The organism is Bacillus sp. DB-2, from assembly GCF_003315125.1.
Lineage (GTDB): Bacteria > Bacillota > Bacilli > Bacillales > Bacillaceae_G > Bacillus_A > Bacillus_A mycoides.
The window spans coordinates 132,280-150,384 of record NZ_QNRN01000007.1; the positions used below are offsets into that span (position 1 = coordinate 132,280).

Below are 18,105 nucleotides of genomic sequence, written 5' to 3' on the forward strand. Positions count from 1 at the left end.
TCTACATGCATATTTGCGTGTAGGGGACTTTTTTATTTTCTAAAGGAGGTGTGCGAGTATGAAATGAAAGTGTATAATTGATAAAAGTTATAATATTCAGAAAAGGAGAATTTATGATGAAAGAAACACAGCAATGGACGTCGAAAATTGGCTTTGTACTCGCAGCAGCCGGAGCCGCAGTAGGTCTTGGTGCAATATGGAAGTTTCCATATGTTGCAGGTAATGGTGGGGGAGGCGCATTCTTCCTTGTATTCTTACTATTAACTTTATTTATTGGTATGCCTCTTCTTTTAGCTGAATTTGTTATTGGCCGTAGTACTCAAAAAGAGGCCGTTACAGCTTATAAAGTATTAGTACCGAATAGCAAGTTATATCCTTGGATTGGTCGTATGGGGGTTGTTACTTGTTTTAGCGTACTATCTTTTTATAGTGTTGTAGGTGGATGGATTTTACTTTATTTATACTATAGTGTCACAGGTAGTTTTTGGAACGGAGTAGTCGATTATGGACAATTGTTTGCTGAAACAATTTCAAATCCAGTAAGTGCGATTGGGGCGCAATTCATCTTTATGCTTTGTACCATTTTTGTTGTTAGTAAAGGTGTGGAAAAAGGCATAGAAAAAGCAAGTAAGTACATGATGCCGTTATTATTCATTTTATTTATTGCTATCATTATTCGTGCATTAACACTTGATGGTGCTATGGCTGGGGTAGAGTTCTTCTTAAAACCAGATTTTTCAAAGCTTACAGCAGATACGATTTTATATGCGATGGGGCAATCTTTCTTCTCACTAACGGTAGGTGCCTCGGTAATGGTAACGTATAGTTCGTATTTAAAGAAAGAAGAGCATTTAGCTAAATCAGCAACATCTATTGTAAGTTTAACTGTATTTATTACAGTACTTGCAGGGTTAGCGATTTTCCCAGCGATTTTCGCATTAGGAGTTAAACCGACAGAAGGACCAGGGCTACTGTTTATCGTTCTTCCTGCTGTCTTTGCAAAAATTCCATTTGGACAATTTTTCTTCATTATGTTTTTAGTTTTATTCTTCTTTGCGACTTTAACATCTGCGATTTCAATGCTTGAAATTGTAGTAGCATCTGTTGCGAAAGATAATGAGAAGAAGCGTCCGTCAGCTTCGTTATTAATTGGTATTCTTATTTTTGCAGTTGGAATTCCATCAGCGTTATCGTTTGGAATTATGAGTGATGTGAAAATATTTGGTAAGACATTCTTTGATTTCGTCGATTTTTCGGTAAGTAATGTATTACTGCCACTCGGAGTACTAGCCATTTCGCTATTTGTACCAAATAAAATGAGTAAAGAGCTATTAATGAAGGAATTAGAAGTTACGGAAACGAAAGGGAAAACATTGTTTAATATTTGGTTCTTCTTGCTTCGTTATGTTATTCCGGTAACTGTAATTATCGTATTTTTAAATGCGGTAGGCGTATTTAAAATATTTGCATAATAAAAAGACGGAGATTTCTCCGTCTTTTTATTATGTTGTAGAAGTATTTAATAAGCGATTATATGCTTTATAAGCTGTGACAACTGCGATAAATGATCCAATTAAAAATAACGCTGAGCCGCCGAATGTAAATAACCGGCCGATGTATGTTTCTCTAGCTTCTTCTATTTCTTCTTGTAATTGTGTATTCATATTTATCACCCCGCAAAATATAGGCATTTAGTTGTAGTTTATGTAAAATGCCTAAAAAGTGTGAAGTAGTAAAAAAAACTCGGTATGCACCGAGTTTTTTATAATCCGATATAAGGAGATGGATCAACTGCGTTTGTCTTACCGACATTCCATTCCCCAAGGTGAAGTTCGAAGTGTAAATGTTGTCCGTATGATTGGCCAGTGTTCCCCATAAATCCAAGTTGAGTGCCTTGTTTTACAGTTTGTCCATTAGATACAGAACGGCTACTCATATGTGCATATACAGTTGTATATGTTTTTCCGTTTATACGGTGAGATAAGTATACAACATTTCCGTAACTAGATGATAATTCTGAACGGATAACGACGCCATCTGCAGCAGCTACGATTGGCACTGTTCCTGAAGCTGCGATATCGATTCCTTTATGGTTATCTAAAGAACGTGTACCAAATCCTGAAGTTTTCGATCCAGCGGCAGGTTTAATAAATCCACCTTTGTTCGTATCTTGCGGTGTTGGTGCGGATTGTGTGCTTTCTTTAGCAGAAGCGGCTACCTGTTTTTTTGCTTCCTCAGCCTTACGTGCCTCTTCAGCTTTCCGCGCTTCTTCTGCACGTTTTTCTTCTTCAATTGCTTTTTGAACAGCTTGACGCTGGTTTTCTAAAATGCCTTTTGATTCTTCTAACCCTTCAATCTCTGAATCTACTTTTGCTACTTTCGTATGTAGATCGTTAATAAAAGTTTGTTGCTGTTGTTGGTTACTTTGTAACTCTTGTTGTTTTTGTACTAATTTTTGCTCGGATTCTTTCAATTGTTGCTCTTTTTTCTCAACAGCTTCTTTTTCTGTCGTAACAGCATTCTGATCACTTGTTTGCTTTTTCACAATATCTGTATCGTTATTTAAAATTAAACTTACAGAATACATATTATCAACAAGATCGGCAATATTTGCAGAACTTGTTATTACTTCTGTAATGATACTCGTACGAGGCTTTTCTTGCATAGATTGTAGTCGTTGTTTAATAACTTCCTGTCGTGTATCTATGTTCGTTTGTAATTGCTCTATATGTTTCTTTTTTTCAGTAATAACTTGCTGTGTGTTGCTAATTTCTTTTTTTGTATCGTTTAATTCAGCTTCGTTTTTATTAATAGAAGTAGTTAATTCGTCGATTTTCTTTTGTAATTCCTGGATTTCTTTTTCTATTTGTTCTTTCTCAGCTGATTTATTTTGTAAGTCATTTTGTTTGCCTTCTAATTCGGATTGAATATTAGATAATTTATTCTCATTCGTTTCAGCGTATACGGGTGAAAGTAACGGGGAAACGAAAATCGTTCCAGCTGCTAAAACACTAAATGCTGCAAATTTCTTTTTCATGGTTGTCTTGCTCCTTTCCCTATGAATGTTATATATCATAAGAAGAAGAGTGTCTATCGTTGTAATCATAATGTAAAGAAAATTTTATAATTTTGCTAAGTTTTGTCGGAATTTAGTATCTTTTCGTAGTGTTTGTCATAAATTTAAAATTCTTGAATGTATAGAAAAAGATATCAATTTCTATATTTTTTTAAAAAAACATGGGAAATGATGGAGTTTTCCATAATGAAACAGTATTTTAAAAACCTATCAATCACTAGTGAGGAATCGATTTCATGTGAGGTTTTCTGACATGGAGTTTGTTTTTGTCAAGAAAATTATTTGCATTCGTGCAAACTTATTTTGTTGTCAGATTTTAAATTTTGATTTATGATTTTCAACAGGGACAAAATGTAGTGAATTGTCGAATAATATGTAATACTCTTAATTTCAAGTTTTATAGAGATAGAATGAGAGATAGAGTGACACATCGAAGAGGGGGTTACCACAAGTATGAAAAGAATAGGACTTGCATGGCAAATTTTAATAGGACTTGCGCTTGGTATTGCAGTTGGGGCGATTTTCTTTGGCAATCCGGAAGTGGTGAAGTACTTACAACCAATTGGTGATATTTTCATCCGATTAATTAAGATGATTGTTGTACCGATTGTTGTAGCGAGTATTGTTGTTGGGGTTGCTGGTGTTGGCGATGTTAAAAAGTTAGGTCGACTAGGCGGAAAAACAATTATTTACTTTGAAATTATTACAACGATTGCAATTGCTGTCGGTCTATTAATAGCAAACATTTTCCAACCTGGAAAAGGCGTTGATATGGATAAGTTAACAAAAACAGATATTTCTAAATATACACATACGACAGAGCAAGTACAAAGTCATTCGTTCGCAGATACGTTTGTAAATATTGTTCCGACGAACATTATGAAATCATTAGCTGAAGGTGATATGCTTGCTATTATCTTCTTCTCAGTATTATTTGGTTTAGGTGTAGCAGCAGTTGGTGAGCGTGGCAAACCAGTTCTACAATTTTTCCAAGGTGTAGCAGATGCAATGTTTTATGTAACGAACCAAGTTATGAAGTTTGCACCATTTGGTGTATTCGCATTAATTGGTGTTACAGTTTCTACATTCGGATTAGCTTCATTAATTCCATTAGGGAAATTACTCATTGTAGTATATGGGGCAATGATCTTCTTCGTTGTAGTTGTATTAGGACTTACAGCGAAAATCTTTGGAATAAACATTTTCCAATTCTTTAAGATTTTAAAAGACGAGCTGATCTTAGCGTATTCTACAGCAAGTTCAGAAACGGTTTTACCGAAAATTATGGAGAAAATGGAAAAGTTCGGTTGTCCGAAAGCAATTACATCTTTCGTTATTCCAACAGGTTATTCATTTAACTTAGATGGATCAACTTTATATCAAGCAATTGCGGCAATTTTCTTAGCTCAAATGTACGGTATTGAATTATCCATTACACAACAAATTACGTTATTACTTGTATTAATGGTTACATCAAAAGGTATCGCGGGTGTACCGGGCGTATCATTCGTTGTATTATTAGCAACACTTGGTACAGTAGGTATTCCAGCTGAAGGTTTAGCGTTTATTGCAGGTATTGACCGTATTCTTGATATGGCTCGTACAGCAGTTAACGTTGTAGGTAACTCTTTAGCGGCTGTAGTTATGTCTAAGTGGGAAGGTCAATATGACGCTGAAAAAGGACAAGCCTATTTAAAAGAGATATCTGAAAAGGGTCAAGCAGCTTAATTATAATATGAACAAGCTCTCACATAATATGTGGGGGCTTTTCTATATATAGAAGAGGAGCGGACGTAATGAAACGTAAATATGGTGACGGTTCTTCGTGGAAGCGACTAATAGAGAAGGATTATAGGGTTAAGCAAGTAGAGGATGGAATGTTAGGAATGCTGGACATAAAAAAAGTGAGAGAACCTAGTCATAAAGAATACAATGGTAAACAGCTTTGCATTGCAGGTGATGGGTATACATGGATGCAATATTTTATAAACGGGAAAAACTTTGCAATTACAGCTATGTTAGACAATCAAAAACAATTAGTACAATATTATATCGACGTGACGAAAGAATATAAAATAGACGAGCGTGGTTTACCTTATTTTGATGATTTATATTTAGATGTAGTATTGTTACCGAATGGTGAGATCTATGTACTGGATGAAGACGAGTTAGAGGATGCCTATAAAATTGGTGATGTTACAAAAGAAGAATATGAGTTAGCATGGAATACAACAAAATGGATTATCGCGACGATAAAAAATAGAAAATTTTATTGGATTTCAATATTGGATAAAGAAATCGAAAAGTTAAAATGATTGGTTTATTCATATTTTTGTATAATTACCAAAAAAAATCTATACAAAAAATAATTGACTTTTGTTTTGTAAGCGAGTAAAGTTAGGAAAGAAATTATTATTAAAAAATAAATATGAAACCTTCTTATAAAGAGAGGCGGAGGGACTGGCCCTACGATGCCTCGGCAGCGGACTCGATTTCAGAGTGCTGTGCCAAATCCAGCAAGCGTGTGCTTGAAAGATGAGAAGAGCGTTTCTTATAGATGTATAAGACCTCTTCTCATCGGAAGAGGTCTTTTGTTATTCATTAGAAAAGGTTGAAAACTAGGGAGAGATGATACTTTGAAAGAAACGAGAGGAAATGGTTTAGCTTTATTACCACTTGGAGTATTTTTGGCGCTATTTATTGGTTCTGGAATTAGTACAGGTGATTTCTATAAATTGCCGATACTCGTAGCAATTTCAATTGCTGTAGGAATTGCTTTAGTGATGAATCGTAAGGAAAGCTTTAATGTGAAAGTAGAACGATTTGCTAAAGGTGCAGGAAATCCTGATATTATGATCATGGTTCTGATTTTTGTACTTGCAGGGGCGTTTTCTGAAACAGCAAAAGGAATGGGCGGAGTTGATTCCACTGTTAACTTAGCGTTATCTATTTTGCCACCAGGATTTATCGTTGCTGGAATTTTTGTTATAGGGGCATTTATTTCATTAGCGATGGGAACTTCAATGGGAACAATTGCAGCACTAGCACCAATTGCTGTAGGGATTAGTGGGCAAACTGATATCTCAATAGCACTTGCGATGGCTACTGTTGTGGGCGGAGCGATGTTTGGTGATAATTTATCATTTATTTCAGATACAACAATTGCTGCTGTTCGTTCACAAGGAACAGAAATGAAAGATAAGTTTAAAACGAACTTTTTAATTGTATTACCAGCCGCTATTATTACAATTGTACTATTAGTAATAATTACTTTAGGAAGTGATACACAAGTTAAAGCCCATAGTTTTGACTGGATAAAGATTTTACCGTATGCAGGAGTACTTATTACAGCACTACTTGGCTGGAATGTACTTATTGTGTTAACTGGTGGAACAATATTATCAGGTGCTATCGGCCTTATAGATGGAAGTTACACGTTAGAGAGTTTCTTTAAAAGTGTAACGACTGGAATGGGCGGTATGATGGAGCTAGTACTACTTGCTATATTAATCGGTGGTATGGTTGAACTTATCCAATATAATGGTGGCATTCAATATTTAATGAATCTTTTAACACGTAATATTCGTTCGAAAAAAGGAGCAGAGTTTGGTATTGCTGGCTTAGTGAGTATGACGAATATGTGTACAGCAAATAATACAATCTCTATCATTTTTACAGGTCCGCTTGCGAAAAATATTGCGGATCAGTATGAAATTGATCCCCGTAAATCAGCGAGTGTACTGGATCTTTTCTCTTGCTGTGTACAGGGGTTAATCCCATATGGTGCTCAAATGTTAACAGCGGCAGGATTTGCTGCGTTATCTCCGGTCGAATTGTTACCATATGCATTTTATCCAATTTTAGTTGGAGTATGTGGAATCATTTCTATATTAATTGGTTTCCCGAGATTTTCTAAAGTGGCGGAAAAAAAAGAGTATCATAAAACTGCATAACATAAAGAGACATTTATTATTAGCAGTTGAAAACGCTCGGAGAACATTCTCTGAGCGTTTTTTATTATTTATAAATCCTTTTTCAAATAGTAGTGTTTATAATCTCTTCCTACGTTATCGAGGATACCATACTCTTTATAACCATATTTTTTATAGAAATCTAATGCTTGAAAGCTTAAAGTGTCAACTTTTATAAAATCACAATTTCTTTCTAAAGCGATTTTTTCTACTTCTAATAACAGTTTAGTTCCATACCCTAATGCACGTATATCTTCATCGATGATAAAAGAGTGAATCTCTAACCAATTCCAACAGACTTCACCTAATATTCCCCCGCATATTTTACAATTTTCATCTTTAAGAAATAAATGAATCTCTAAGTATCTGTCTCTTAAATCAGATGGAAAGTACTTTAAATTATATTCATAAAGCTGATTGTTTATATAGTTTTTAGCGGCGGTATTGATTTCTTTCGTAATGTGTAAATTCATGATATATCCCCTTTAATTTAAATGTAGCCTTCTGATTTATTTTAACATAATTTTCTTAATAATATATTTAATGTAATTTAATAAACGTTTGTATGTATTGCTAATTTTTTGGACGCGCAAGTTGAGATTTTCATCCGTTATTGAATAAGAATTTTTCTGTATCTATACGCATCGCATACATGTTCGTTTTGCAAAAGGCTGAATTTAACTCAGTCTTAAGTCTGAGTTAAAAACGGTTCTTAAGCTCGTTATGAAAAAATGAAAAAATAGTTAAGATAAGAGTATCAAATCGAAGGGAGGCAAGCACAAGATGAAACAATTTCTAGTGTTTATCGCAGCCGGTATTTTGGCTTTAATTGCTCTTGGTAGTCTTGCTGGTATTGTAGGATTCGCCATTGGAGCAGGAGTTGTGTACTGGAGCTATAAATCATTTGTGCGAGCTAAATCATTCTTTGGAAAGTTAGCTTGGGGTATTGTTGGTTTAATCGGTTTGTCCATTGCACTTTCTCATTCTCCAGCATTAATCGGTATCGCAGCATTAGTAGTTTTATACTACGGATACCGTGAGTGGAAAAAAGGAAAAAATGTAGTTGTTGATTCTGCTCCAGAAAGTGCTAAACCATATAGCAACTTTGAAGATGAGTGGAACAAGTTAATGAAAAACTAATATAAAATAAATCAAATTATAAAGTAGAAGAGAGGAAGATTATAATGAAACAATCTTTATTCGGACGTGTACGCGATGCAATTTTAGCTGATTTTCATAATGTGTTAGATGAGAAAGAAAGAAAAAATCCAATTGCTATGTTAAACCAATATTTACGCGATAGTGAGCGTGAAATAACAAAAATTGAGAAATTAATTCAGCGTCATAAAACATTAAAATCTAACTTCGCTCGTGAGCTTGAGCAAGCACGTTATTTCGTTAATAAAAGATCAAAGCAAGCTATCATCGCACAAGAAGCAGGCGAATTGCAATTGCATGAACGTGCATTAGAAGAAGTAGCGTATTATGAAGGGCAAGTAACTCGCTTAGAAGAAATGTATGCTGGTGTTGTAGAGCAAATTGATGAGTTAGAGCGTCGTCTTTCAGAAATGAAAAATAAATTAAAAGAAATGAACGCAAAGCGTATGGAATTAATGGCACGTGAAAATATGGCGCATGCAAACCGCCGTATGAATACTGCTATGCATAAAATGGATGAAAATAATCCGTTCTTACGATTCGAAGAAATTGAAGATCACATTCGTGACATAGAGCTTCGTATAAATGAAGAGCATGAGCGTGATACATTTGATATGAAAATTGCAAAACTAGAGAGTGAAATGAAAGAGAAAAATGAAGTATCGTTAACGAAAGAAGTAACAAAATAATTGTAGTATATAATAAAACAGGCTTATGATATAGTGATAGGAGAAAAGGTGTTGGAAAGCAATGCCTTTTCTTCTATGTATATGTGACAAGGAGGGGGGAGCTGAAATGAAGAAGCAATTTTCAAAAACACAATTTATGGGGATGCTCCTCATCATATTTGGATTCGGTCTTTTTCTTGATATGATACTTGGACATTTTGAACCAGGTGGTCTAATATTTGCATTTATTATGATTATGTTTGGAAGACATTATCGAAAAAAGAACCGTTATGTAAGAGGGAATGTATTTTTATTTGTCGGTGGTATTGTCTTCTTATTCTTCTTATTTTCATCAGCGGCATTCGTACTTGTTGTGTTTGCTTGTTTAGCTTTAATTGGTTATCAACTTATTCAACAAGGACATCGGCAAAAAGCAATGAAAGTTGAAATTAAAGAACAGGGATATATAAATGAAGAAAAACAAATATATCGTACAGAACCGTATATAAAAAATATGTTTGTAGGTAATGTACGAATGATGGATCATATTTATGAAATAGAGGATATTAACGTCCAATATGGTGCTTGTGACGTCGAGATTGATTTAACAACTGCTATGATTCCAGAGGGAGAAACGGTTATTGTGATTCGGGGCGTCATTGGTAATATTCGCTTATATGTACCATATGATATTGAATTGTCTTTAAATCATTCTGTTATTGTTGGGCGAGTGCTCCTGCCAGGACACGAAGAAACTGGATTTAACCGTAATGTTACGTTTAGAACAGAACAGTATAAAGAAGCCCCTCGTCGTATTAAAATTATTTCTTCGCTTGTCGTAGGCGATACGGAAGTGAGGAAAGTATAATGAAAAAACAAAGGAATATTTCGTGGATGTATATTCGTTATTCTATGTTGTCCTCTGTGAGTATCGCACTTATTTGTACAATTGTATATGTATGGAAAAGCGAGCAACAAGTTTATGATTTACTCTGGAAAGAATCCATTGCTTCTGTTCCAATTGGCTTGTTTATTATGAGTACGAGTCTTCTTATCGGAGGAATTGTAGGATATGCAATCGGTTATTATATAGAACAGCGTATACAAGGATTAAATACTTTTCTATTTGAAGTAGAGCGAGGGAATTTTCCGAGTGATGTTTCATTTACTGCGGACGATGAATTTCATGAAGTGGAACGAAAAGTAATTGGTCTTGCTCGTCGCTTAGAGGAGCAAGCTGGGCTATTTCAAAAAGTAACGAATGAACGAGCCCATTGGAATGAAGAGATGAGACAAGAAGCGATTTCTCAAGAAAGGCATCGATTAGCGAGAGAGCTACATGATTCTGTAAGTCAGCAGCTTTTTGCAATGTCGATGATGATGTCAGCCATTAATGAGCAAGCAGCTGAAATTCCAGACACGACGAAAAAACAGTTGCAGCTTGTTGAGAATATGGTTGTAAATGCACAATCAGAAATGAGAGCATTGCTCCTTCATTTACGCCCAGTGCAGTTAGAAGGTAAGAAACTAACTGAGGGTATAGAAGAATTATTAACAGAACTGTCTAGAAAGCAACATATGAAAATTGAATGGTTAATTGAACCGATTCAATTAAAAAAAGGTGTAGAGGATCATTTATTCCGTATTGTACAAGAGGCGCTGTCTAATACTTTACGGCATGCGAAGGCAAAGAAAACCGAAGTACGCCTTCGGAAAATTGATCAATATGCGATTTTGAAAATTATTGATGACGGTGTTGGGTTTAAAGTTGGTGTTAATAAGGCTGGTTCATACGGTTTAAGGTCAATGCAAGAGCGAGTTCATGAAATTGGTGGTACATTAAAAGTTCTTAGTTTTCCGAATAAAGGTACGCAAATAGAAGTGAAAGTACCTATTATGATTGAGAGAGGGGGAGAATCATGATAAAAGTATTACTAGTTGATGATCATGAAATGGTTCGAATGGGTGTATCAGCATATTTATCAACGCAGCCAGATATTGAAGTAGTTGGAGAAGCTGAAAATGGAAGAAAAGGTTCAGAGTTAGCTTTGCAATTAAGACCGGATATTATTTTAATGGACCTTGTTATGGATGAGATGGACGGGGTTGAAGCGACACGTGCTATTATTCAAGAATGGCCAGAAGCGAAAATTGTAGTTGTCACGAGCTTTTTAGATGATGAAAAGTTATATCCTGTTATTGAGGCGGGGGCGACAAGTTATTTATTAAAAACATCAAGAGCGAGTGATATTGCAGATGCTGTAAGAGCTACTTATGATGGGGAAACGGTATTAGAGCCGAAAGTTACTGGCAAAATGATGTCTCGTATGCGTCAGAAGAAAGAACAACCTTTGCATGAGGAGTTAACAGAAAGAGAGTCTGAAATTTTGTTATTAATTGCAGAGGGGAAAAGTAATCAAGAGATTGCAGATGAGTTGTTTATTGCCCTTAAAACAGTAAAGACACATGTGAGTAATATATTAAATAAGCTAAATGTAAGTGACCGGACACAGGCGGTTATTTATGCGTTTAGACACCAATTGACGAAATAAGAAGGAAGCTTTGACTATATATGGTCAAAGCTTTTTATTGACGGTTATTTATGTAAACGTTATCATTAAGGTGTTAACAGTACATACAAAGGGGAGAGAGTGTATGTTAGTTCAAACGATATTTGGAATGGATGAAACGAAAAAATTAGGTAACTATGTGAATGCGTTGCAAGCACTTTGTGAACAATATGATATTGAAACAGATCGTATTGCAATTATTGAGGCAACAGAAGAATATTATTTATTTCTAGTGAAGCAAGAAGATTGCTATGATGTTGTAAAAGTAGAAACAGTGGATACGAATATTGATTACTATACGAAAGCTTATAAAGTAAGTAGCTTTAATCATACTTCTTATCAAATGTAAAAAACTCCCGAAATGGGAGTTTTTTTATGATACTTTCGATTCAGGTGAATGCTCCGTTAATGGTACTGTTTTTGCACCACTTAATTTTGCGATAGCAAAACCGATAATAGCCCCAACTAACGCTGGTACTAACCAGCCAATTCCTTCATTATATAATGGAATAAACTCAAAATAAGATGTGATAAATGAAACAGGAATATTCCCTTGTTTTAATCCGTCAAAAACGCTAACAACTGCTGTTCCGATTAAAGCACATACATAAACAGATCGATAGCCACCGAAGTATTTATGAAGTAATGATAATAACACGAGTACAATTGCAACTGGATATACAACAAGTAAAATAGGAACAGAGATGGCGATAATTTTTGTTAAACCTAAGTTGGCAACTAATAATCCTAACAAGCAAATGACACTTGCTAACATTTTGTATGAAAATTTTGTCAATAATGTTGAGAAGTATTGACTGCACGCAGATACAAGTCCAACGCATGTTGTTAAGCAAGCAAGTGTAACGATAAGAGATAACAGAATTAGACCATATGGACCGAATAATTGTTGTACGATAACGGTAAGTAGCTGTCCTCCATTTTTTGCGTATCCGAGAGAGACACTAGTTGTACCGAGCCAGCCAAGTGCACCATATACAAGTACGAGACCAGTAGCGGCAATAAGTCCTGCTTTTGCTGTAGCGATGGCAATTGATTTACGATCACTCACACCTTTTGAGCGAATTGCATTTACAACGATAATCCCAAATGCAAGTGCTGAAATGGTATCCATCGTTAAGTATCCTTCCATAAAACCTTTGAAAATTGGAGAAGTTTGATACTCTTGTATGGCTGGTCCAGATTGCCCGAGGGGTGTAAATACACTCTTAACGAATAATAAAAAAATAGAGAGTAATAAAATAGGTGTTAATACACTTCCGATACGATCGACGAGCTTAGAAGGGTTCAAACTAAGCCAAAATACGATAGAAAAGAAGATGACTGTGTATAAAAATAGCACTAGGCTGCTAGAGCGAATAGTTTCTGGTAAGAAAGAACTAACCCCCATTTCATAAGCGACATTAGCAACACGTGGGATGCCCATAGATGGACCGATTGCAATGTATACAACTACCGTAAAGAATATTCCGAATAATGGGTGAACATGACTTGCAAGTTGTTGCATTCCATTTCCTGATAGAGAAATAGCGATAACAGTAAGTAGTGGTAAGCCGACTCCTGTTAGTAAAAAACCAATCATTGCTGGCCAAAAGTTTTCACCAGCATTTTGTCCAAGCATTGGAGGGAAAATTAAATTTCCTGCCCCAAAAAATAAAGAAAATAGCATAAGGCCTGTGAAAAAAACATGTTTTTTTGATACAGTGTTCATTGTTTTTCCTCCTTTTTTGTAAATTCATTGTAAGAACACAAAAAACTCGTCCCTAAAGAAAGGGACGAGTTATAATTACCCGCGATACCACCCTAATTTATACATGTAGAAATAAATCTATATGTATACGGCTTTGCAACGTACAACATGATACGTGTTCCTTGTAACGGGGGACATCCGGTAAGAACTTACTTTAGCATTCGGTTCTACTTCTCGGAGATGATTTTCGGTTAAGCACTGAACGTTGGCTTTCAGCAAATCGCCAACTCTCTGGGGAACAGTCCTATAACGTACTCGTTCTCGTCAATGAATTTTAATTCAAGTATTCTGACAGTATTTTCACACGTTTTTTTTAGAAAGTCAACATATTTTTTGGGAAATAGACTTTCCTGTAGAAATATAGCTGAGAATATAAGGGTTAATACTATTTGTAAAAATGCTGTAAAACATTATAGAGAATTGTAAAGATTATGGAGAAAATCGATATTTATAGGAGTAAGGAAGGAATTGTTTGAATTTGCAGAGAATAATACAACAATCCACTTGCTGGAAAGAACAAACCAAAAGAGGTGACTGAAATGCTTGCGATGGGAGTATTATTTGGCATTATTGCTATAATTGGTTTTATGTGGTTATATTATTCGCGTTCGTTTAAACAAGCAGAAGTTTTACTCTTTCAAAAAGGTAGTTTGTTGACAAATCAGTCTAGATATTTAGTATGTCCGAAGTGTGGAAGTGCACAGGCCAGGAGTGGAGGGTATCAAGAGTGTTGCAAAATTAGATTATGAAAGAAGGAAGCCTCACATTACTTTGTGAGGCTTCCTTCCTTACAATTTTTTCGCGCTCCAAATTGTCCAACGATCTCTTTCGATGATAGGAGAGACGTTTTGTAATGCCGTTTGGATATGATGTAGAAGTTGAGAAAGTTCATTATCTGTTAGTTCATATAGAATGGATCGGCCTGTTCGAGGAGATAAATCTTGTAGCAAAGCCTCTACAGAATCATGTACTTTTCGTACTTCCCATTGTGTTTGTATGGGGAACGCTTGAAGAGAATATTGTTGTAATTCTTGCTGAATAGTAGTGGTTTTTGGTCTTCTTTTCGCTTCTGTTTCAATGAGTTTTGGAAAGACAGAGAAAAAATATCCACGAAGGTGTTCAGGACTTCCTGGAATTGTACAATCTTCAATAGTTCGGTCTTGTAAAATAAGTATACCGTCTTTTTTTAATATGCGAGAAGCCTCTCGTATAAATGTGGGAATATCATGTAAATGATGAATGACTGCACGAGAAATGACAAGGTCGAATGTTTCATTAGGGAATGAGATATTATGTGCATCACCGTGAATGAATGAAATGTTTGGGAAGTCGTTACAATTTTCTTTTGCAGCTTGTAATATTTCTTTTGAAAAATCAAGCCCAACAACACTTTTGGCTCCCATAAGAGCAAGTTCTTTCGTGTAAATGCCGCCACCACAACCTATATCAATTACTTGTTTATTTTGCACATCTACAATATTGTTTATTGTTTCCTGCCATGAAATATGTGCGTTACGACTTGCATACGTATACTTATTATTTGCATCATGAAAATTAATGGACATTGTAAAATCCTCCCTTCATTGTATAGTATAGCTCATTCTATATAATGTAACGTTTTTGTTTTATGTATGAGAATTATAAGAATTTCTTATTGGAAAAGGAGAATCGATTTGAAAGGAAAATATTTAATGGTTTTATGTGTTATTTTACTCGCGTCGTGTGGTCAAGCAGAGCAAAAGAAAGAATCGAAACAAGTAGAGGAGACAGTGAATGAAGTGAAAGAACCATTACAAATAACTGTTATACAAAAAGGTACAGAAGAAAAAAAATTAAAGAAAATAGATGCGGAGTTAGTGGTGGATATTATAAACAAAGCGGAAAAACAAGAAGTAACGGGTAGTTTTGGTGAACCGGAATATGAAATACAAATTAGTAGTGATGGAAAAAAAGAAACATATTATGCATGGTTAAGAGGAGAAGATCGCCGAGGATGGATTCAATATAAGAAAGATATGTATATGCTTAACGAAAAAGATACGGAAAAGCTTTTGGCTATCTTTCCAAAGATTCCAGAACAAAAAGAAGATGAGATGCAGGTAGGGCCTTTAACGGAAATAACGAAAAAAGATTTGCAGATTACTGCGTTTCATATTAAAGCGGGTGATCAAAAAATGAATTATACAGTACGTTATACGATTTCACAATCACTATATAATAAGTTAGCGAAGGAACAAGAATATTATTTGCAATTAATTTTCCCGGAAAAGGTTCAAAAATTAATTGGCGCAAAAGAGAGTGAAATAATTTCAGCTGAAAAAGTAAAGGAAGGGTATAAACAGTATGAGTTGAATGTTACTGTTCCGATAAAAGATGCTTCAGAATCACAATTAAAATCACTAGAAACCTATTATGATAATCACGATTTACAAATATTAAATAGTAAGAAAGAAAAAGTAGGAGCATTTCAAAACATTATTCAAATTGTTAAAGAGTATGGTGAAAAAATGAATTTACAAAGATAAAGTGAAATTTTAATCAGTGGGGGCATCCCCCGCTGATTCTTACTGCCCGTAAATAGAGGGTAGTAAGAATCATAAAGTCTATATGGCCTTTCCTAGGAAATGATAATAGAGGGGAAAGATCCCCTCTATTATTTTGCTTTTGCAGATGGCTCATTCATTGATTTTCGTGTAATTAGAAAGGAAATCATAAGAGCGGAAAGAATAATAAGGGCTATAAATAAGTGATTTGGCAACCAATCTAATAATAATACGTAGCTGACGGTATAAAAAATAAGAGTTGAAGCTAAAAACGATAGAGCGCCTATCATAAGAGATTGTAATTTCATTTGTATTTACCTCCTTTTATTTTTATTTTTGGCTAAAAATGGATGGAATAAACATTATTTCTAACAATAGAAAAAAATATGTCATAATAGAGAAAAAGAATAAGTTTTGATGAGTGTATATGACTCAATAAAGCGAGATAAAGGAGAGGAATATGAAAAATAATAAAAAAGGATTATGGGGAGTTATAGTTGCAATAGGGTTATTTTTACTATCTAAGTTAAAATGGGTATTTGCAATTTTTAAGTTAGCAAAATTTTCAACAGTATTTAGTATGTTTTTATCGCTTGGTGCATACGCAGTCATATATGGTTGGAAGTTTGGGGTAGCACTCGTATATTTATTGTTTGTACATGAGATGGGGCATTTATGGGCAGCGAGAAAGAAAGGGATACCAACATCGCCAGCAATCTTCATACCATTTATGGGAGCTCTTATTGGGATGAAAGAGATGCCGAAAAATGCAAAAGATGAAGCTTACATTGCATATATGGGACCTCTTTTCGGATTGCTTTCATTTTTACCCGCGATCCCACTGTATATAATCACGAAAGAGCCGTTTTGGGCGCTTATTATTTTACTTGGAAGTATGATTAATTTCTTTAACTTAATTCCAGTTTCTCCATTAGATGGTGGACGAATAATTTCAGTTGTAAGCACGAAAATTTGGGGGGCAGGGCTAGTTTTACTACTCGGCTATTCTATTTACTTCAAGAGTATTTTAGGAGGATTTATTTTTATTATCGGCTGTATGGAACTATATAGAGTAATAAAGAGAGATGAGCCGATTAAGGAATTAGGATATAAAATCGATGGAATGAAAGAATATGTTACTAGGCTTGAAGAGGAATTAAAAGAAACTGATGCGGTGCATCGAACGATTTATATGATTCACCATGAAATGAATGTATTAAGACAAAGAGAACGTGAAAAAGAATTAAAAACAGGAGAACTTCAAAAGATTGAAGTGCTAGAGTACCTTTTACCAAAATTTGAGCCACTTGATTATGTCCCATATGAAGATGAAAAAGAAATGCATACAATTCATATAAGAGAAGCATTTGAAATGTCAGAAAGAAAATTAAATGAATGGGAAACAGAAAAGGAACAACAAGAAAATTATTATAAAGTCGATACGAAAACGAAATGGACAGTATTTGCTTGTTATATCGGATTAATGGCTATACTCGGTTATACAGCTTATGAAGGTTATGTTGTTTTACAAGAGCATTTACCAAGGAGAAGTTTGTAGAAAAATAGTGTCGAAATGAAAAGGAGGATTTAAACAGGAATTACATTTCTGCGAGAGAATGTTACAAGTGTAACAGTACATTGTAATATTCATAGTAGAAAAGGAGTTCTGTATATGAAGAAATTGTTAAGTGTATTGGTAGCTATTACTGTAATGGCAATAGCGAGCTATAGTCTTATGAAAGTACTATTGTATTATGCGAATAAGTCTGCTGGAGTAAATACAGTAGCACAAATAGAAGATGTGCAAGAGAAGAAGAAGACACTCGAATTTGTTCGTACGACACATGAAAGTTATAATAATTTCTTGAACTACGGTAAGGCAGAGAAATATACAGATGGGGATTGGAAACATTTTAAACAATGGTTTCAAGAGCAAGAACCTTCTTTAAAAAATATACATAAAGAAATAAAAAATGAAAAAATAAAACGCGATGTGAATAGAAGTTATGAAATTGTAAAAAAAGGTGTGGGGCTTCAGAATATTGAGTATGTAGTCTATGCTCATCGCGTATATCATGACTTGGATATACTTGTAAATAAATATAAAGGTGAGACGAATGTATGGGGGTATACCGAGTTTGGAGATGGGCAGAATATACAAGTAATTGAACAAGCGATACAAACGAAGTAGTAGGCTAGCTAGAATTCTAGTTAGCCTTTTTTTGAGCCCAATTAATGAGGCTAATAATTAGTAGCGTATGGGAGCACGCCACTAGTTAAAATTTATTTAATATGTTTTTGTTCATATATTTTTCACAAAAACACCATGTTAATAGTGATTAAAATCACAA

Annotated in this window: 20 protein-coding genes, 1 riboswitch and 2 other annotated features (1 of these 23 only partly in view); of the genes, 14 read left to right on the plus strand and 6 right to left on the minus strand. The window is 34.7% G+C overall.

Annotation, left to right across the window (positions count from 1 at the left end; genetic code table 11):
- Nucleotides 1-5 (plus strand) — a binding site (T-box leader); it begins 242 nt to the left of the window's first position.
- Nucleotides 6-116: 111 nt separating this feature from the next.
- Entirely contained in the window at nt 117-1,472 is a 1,356-nt protein-coding gene (locus tag DET63_RS13815; RefSeq protein ID WP_002086712.1) for a sodium-dependent transporter, read from the plus strand.
- A 30-nt stretch (nt 1,473-1,502) separates the two neighbouring features.
- On the opposite strand, the gene DET63_RS30255 is transcribed toward DET63_RS13815, so the two are convergent.
- Nucleotides 1,503-1,664 carry a hypothetical protein gene (locus tag DET63_RS30255; protein ID WP_002158647.1) on the minus strand — a complete coding sequence of 54 codons (162 nt, stop codon included), beginning with the start codon at nt 1,662-1,664 and terminating at the stop codon, nt 1,503-1,505.
- Nucleotides 1,665-1,762: 98 nt separating this feature from the next.
- On the minus strand, nt 1,763-3,037 hold the full coding sequence (locus tag DET63_RS13820; RefSeq protein ID WP_113937017.1) for a murein hydrolase activator EnvC family protein: 1,275 nt from the start codon (nt 3,035-3,037) through the stop codon (nt 1,763-1,765).
- 492 nt (nt 3,038-3,529) lie between these two features.
- Here DET63_RS13820 and gltP point away from each other — a divergent pair, with 492 nt between their 5' ends.
- From gltP to DET63_RS13835, 3 genes are all read left to right on the plus strand, one after another.
- Nucleotides 3,530-4,804, plus strand: coding sequence for a glutamate/aspartate:proton symporter GltP (gltP, locus tag DET63_RS13825; protein WP_002086711.1), 1,275 nt, complete (start codon nt 3,530-3,532; stop codon nt 4,802-4,804).
- A gap of 68 nt (nt 4,805-4,872) precedes the next feature.
- Nucleotides 4,873-5,391, plus strand: a complete 519-nt coding sequence (locus tag DET63_RS13830; RefSeq protein ID WP_012260619.1) for a ribonuclease FAU-1 family protein — start codon at nt 4,873-4,875, stop codon at nt 5,389-5,391.
- Nucleotides 5,392-5,512: 121 nt separating this feature from the next.
- Nucleotides 5,513-5,618: riboswitch (SAM riboswitch) on the plus strand.
- A gap of 94 nt (nt 5,619-5,712) precedes the next feature.
- Complete coding sequence (locus DET63_RS13835; RefSeq protein ID WP_113937018.1) at nt 5,713-7,029, plus strand: Na+/H+ antiporter NhaC family protein; 1,317 nt, start codon at nt 5,713-5,715, stop codon at nt 7,027-7,029.
- Nucleotides 7,030-7,097: 68 nt separating this feature from the next.
- Here DET63_RS13835 and DET63_RS13840 read toward each other — a convergent pair whose 3' ends face one another.
- Entirely contained in the window at nt 7,098-7,520 is a 423-nt protein-coding gene (locus DET63_RS13840; protein ID WP_113937019.1) for a GNAT family N-acetyltransferase, read from the minus strand.
- Nucleotides 7,521-7,830: 310 nt separating this feature from the next.
- Here DET63_RS13840 and DET63_RS13845 point away from each other — a divergent pair, with 310 nt between their 5' ends.
- From DET63_RS13845 to DET63_RS13870, 6 genes are all read left to right on the plus strand, one after another.
- A complete protein-coding gene (locus DET63_RS13845; RefSeq protein ID WP_113937020.1) occupies nt 7,831-8,187 on the plus strand; it encodes a lmo0954 family membrane protein in 357 nt (118 codons plus the stop codon).
- Nucleotides 8,188-8,231: 44 nt separating this feature from the next.
- The gene (locus DET63_RS13850) at nt 8,232-8,894 is read left to right on the plus strand and encodes a PspA/IM30 family protein (protein WP_002011675.1); all 663 of its coding nucleotides are present in this window, start codon (nt 8,232-8,234) and stop codon (nt 8,892-8,894) included.
- 106 nt (nt 8,895-9,000) lie between these two features.
- Nucleotides 9,001-9,741 (plus strand): cell wall-active antibiotics response protein LiaF, encoded by a 741-nt coding sequence (liaF, locus tag DET63_RS13855; RefSeq protein ID WP_113937021.1) that lies wholly within the window; start codon nt 9,001-9,003, stop codon nt 9,739-9,741.
- Nucleotides 9,741-10,796 carry a sensor histidine kinase gene (locus tag DET63_RS13860; RefSeq protein ID WP_002011673.1) on the plus strand — a complete coding sequence of 352 codons (1,056 nt, stop codon included), beginning with the start codon at nt 9,741-9,743 and terminating at the stop codon, nt 10,794-10,796. Before liaF ends, DET63_RS13860 begins: the two co-directional genes overlap by 1 nt.
- Complete coding sequence (locus DET63_RS13865) at nt 10,793-11,425, plus strand: response regulator (RefSeq protein WP_000598709.1); 633 nt, start codon at nt 10,793-10,795, stop codon at nt 11,423-11,425. The genes DET63_RS13860 and DET63_RS13865 overlap by 4 nt, the downstream gene beginning before the upstream one ends.
- 10 nt (nt 11,426-11,435) lie before the next feature.
- Nucleotides 11,436-11,792 (plus strand): DUF3992 domain-containing protein, encoded by a 357-nt coding sequence (locus tag DET63_RS13870; protein WP_113937022.1) that lies wholly within the window; start codon nt 11,436-11,438, stop codon nt 11,790-11,792.
- Nucleotides 11,793-11,816: 24 nt separating this feature from the next.
- Here DET63_RS13870 and brnQ3 read toward each other — a convergent pair whose 3' ends face one another.
- Entirely contained in the window at nt 11,817-13,172 is a 1,356-nt protein-coding gene (brnQ3, locus tag DET63_RS13875) for a branched-chain amino acid transport system II carrier protein BrnQ3 (protein WP_113937023.1), read from the minus strand.
- 57 nt (nt 13,173-13,229) lie between these two features.
- Nucleotides 13,230-13,488 (minus strand) — a binding site (T-box leader).
- Nucleotides 13,489-13,750: 262 nt separating this feature from the next.
- Between brnQ3 and DET63_RS13880 the strand changes: the two genes are divergently transcribed.
- Entirely contained in the window at nt 13,751-13,960 is a 210-nt protein-coding gene (locus DET63_RS13880) for a hypothetical protein (protein ID WP_000880630.1), read from the plus strand.
- A gap of 39 nt (nt 13,961-13,999) precedes the next feature.
- Here DET63_RS13880 and DET63_RS13885 read toward each other — a convergent pair whose 3' ends face one another.
- On the minus strand, nt 14,000-14,776 hold the full coding sequence (locus tag DET63_RS13885) for a class I SAM-dependent methyltransferase (RefSeq protein ID WP_113937024.1): 777 nt from the start codon (nt 14,774-14,776) through the stop codon (nt 14,000-14,002).
- A gap of 108 nt (nt 14,777-14,884) precedes the next feature.
- Between DET63_RS13885 and DET63_RS13890 the strand changes: the two genes are divergently transcribed.
- Nucleotides 14,885-15,736, plus strand: a complete 852-nt coding sequence (locus DET63_RS13890; RefSeq protein ID WP_113937025.1) for a YhfM domain-containing protein — start codon at nt 14,885-14,887, stop codon at nt 15,734-15,736.
- A gap of 128 nt (nt 15,737-15,864) precedes the next feature.
- Here the strand turns inward: DET63_RS13890 and DET63_RS13895 are convergent, their stop codons facing one another.
- Entirely contained in the window at nt 15,865-16,062 is a 198-nt protein-coding gene (locus DET63_RS13895) for a hypothetical protein (protein ID WP_000776287.1), read from the minus strand.
- Between the two features lie 152 nt (nt 16,063-16,214).
- Here DET63_RS13895 and DET63_RS13900 point away from each other — a divergent pair, with 152 nt between their 5' ends.
- On the plus strand, nt 16,215-17,312 hold the full coding sequence (locus tag DET63_RS13900; RefSeq protein ID WP_113937026.1) for a site-2 protease family protein: 1,098 nt from the start codon (nt 16,215-16,217) through the stop codon (nt 17,310-17,312).
- 114 nt (nt 17,313-17,426) lie between these two features.
- Nucleotides 17,427-17,945 carry a hypothetical protein gene (locus DET63_RS13905; protein ID WP_113937027.1) on the plus strand — a complete coding sequence of 173 codons (519 nt, stop codon included), beginning with the start codon at nt 17,427-17,429 and terminating at the stop codon, nt 17,943-17,945.
- Nucleotides 17,946-18,105 lie beyond the last annotated feature (160 nt).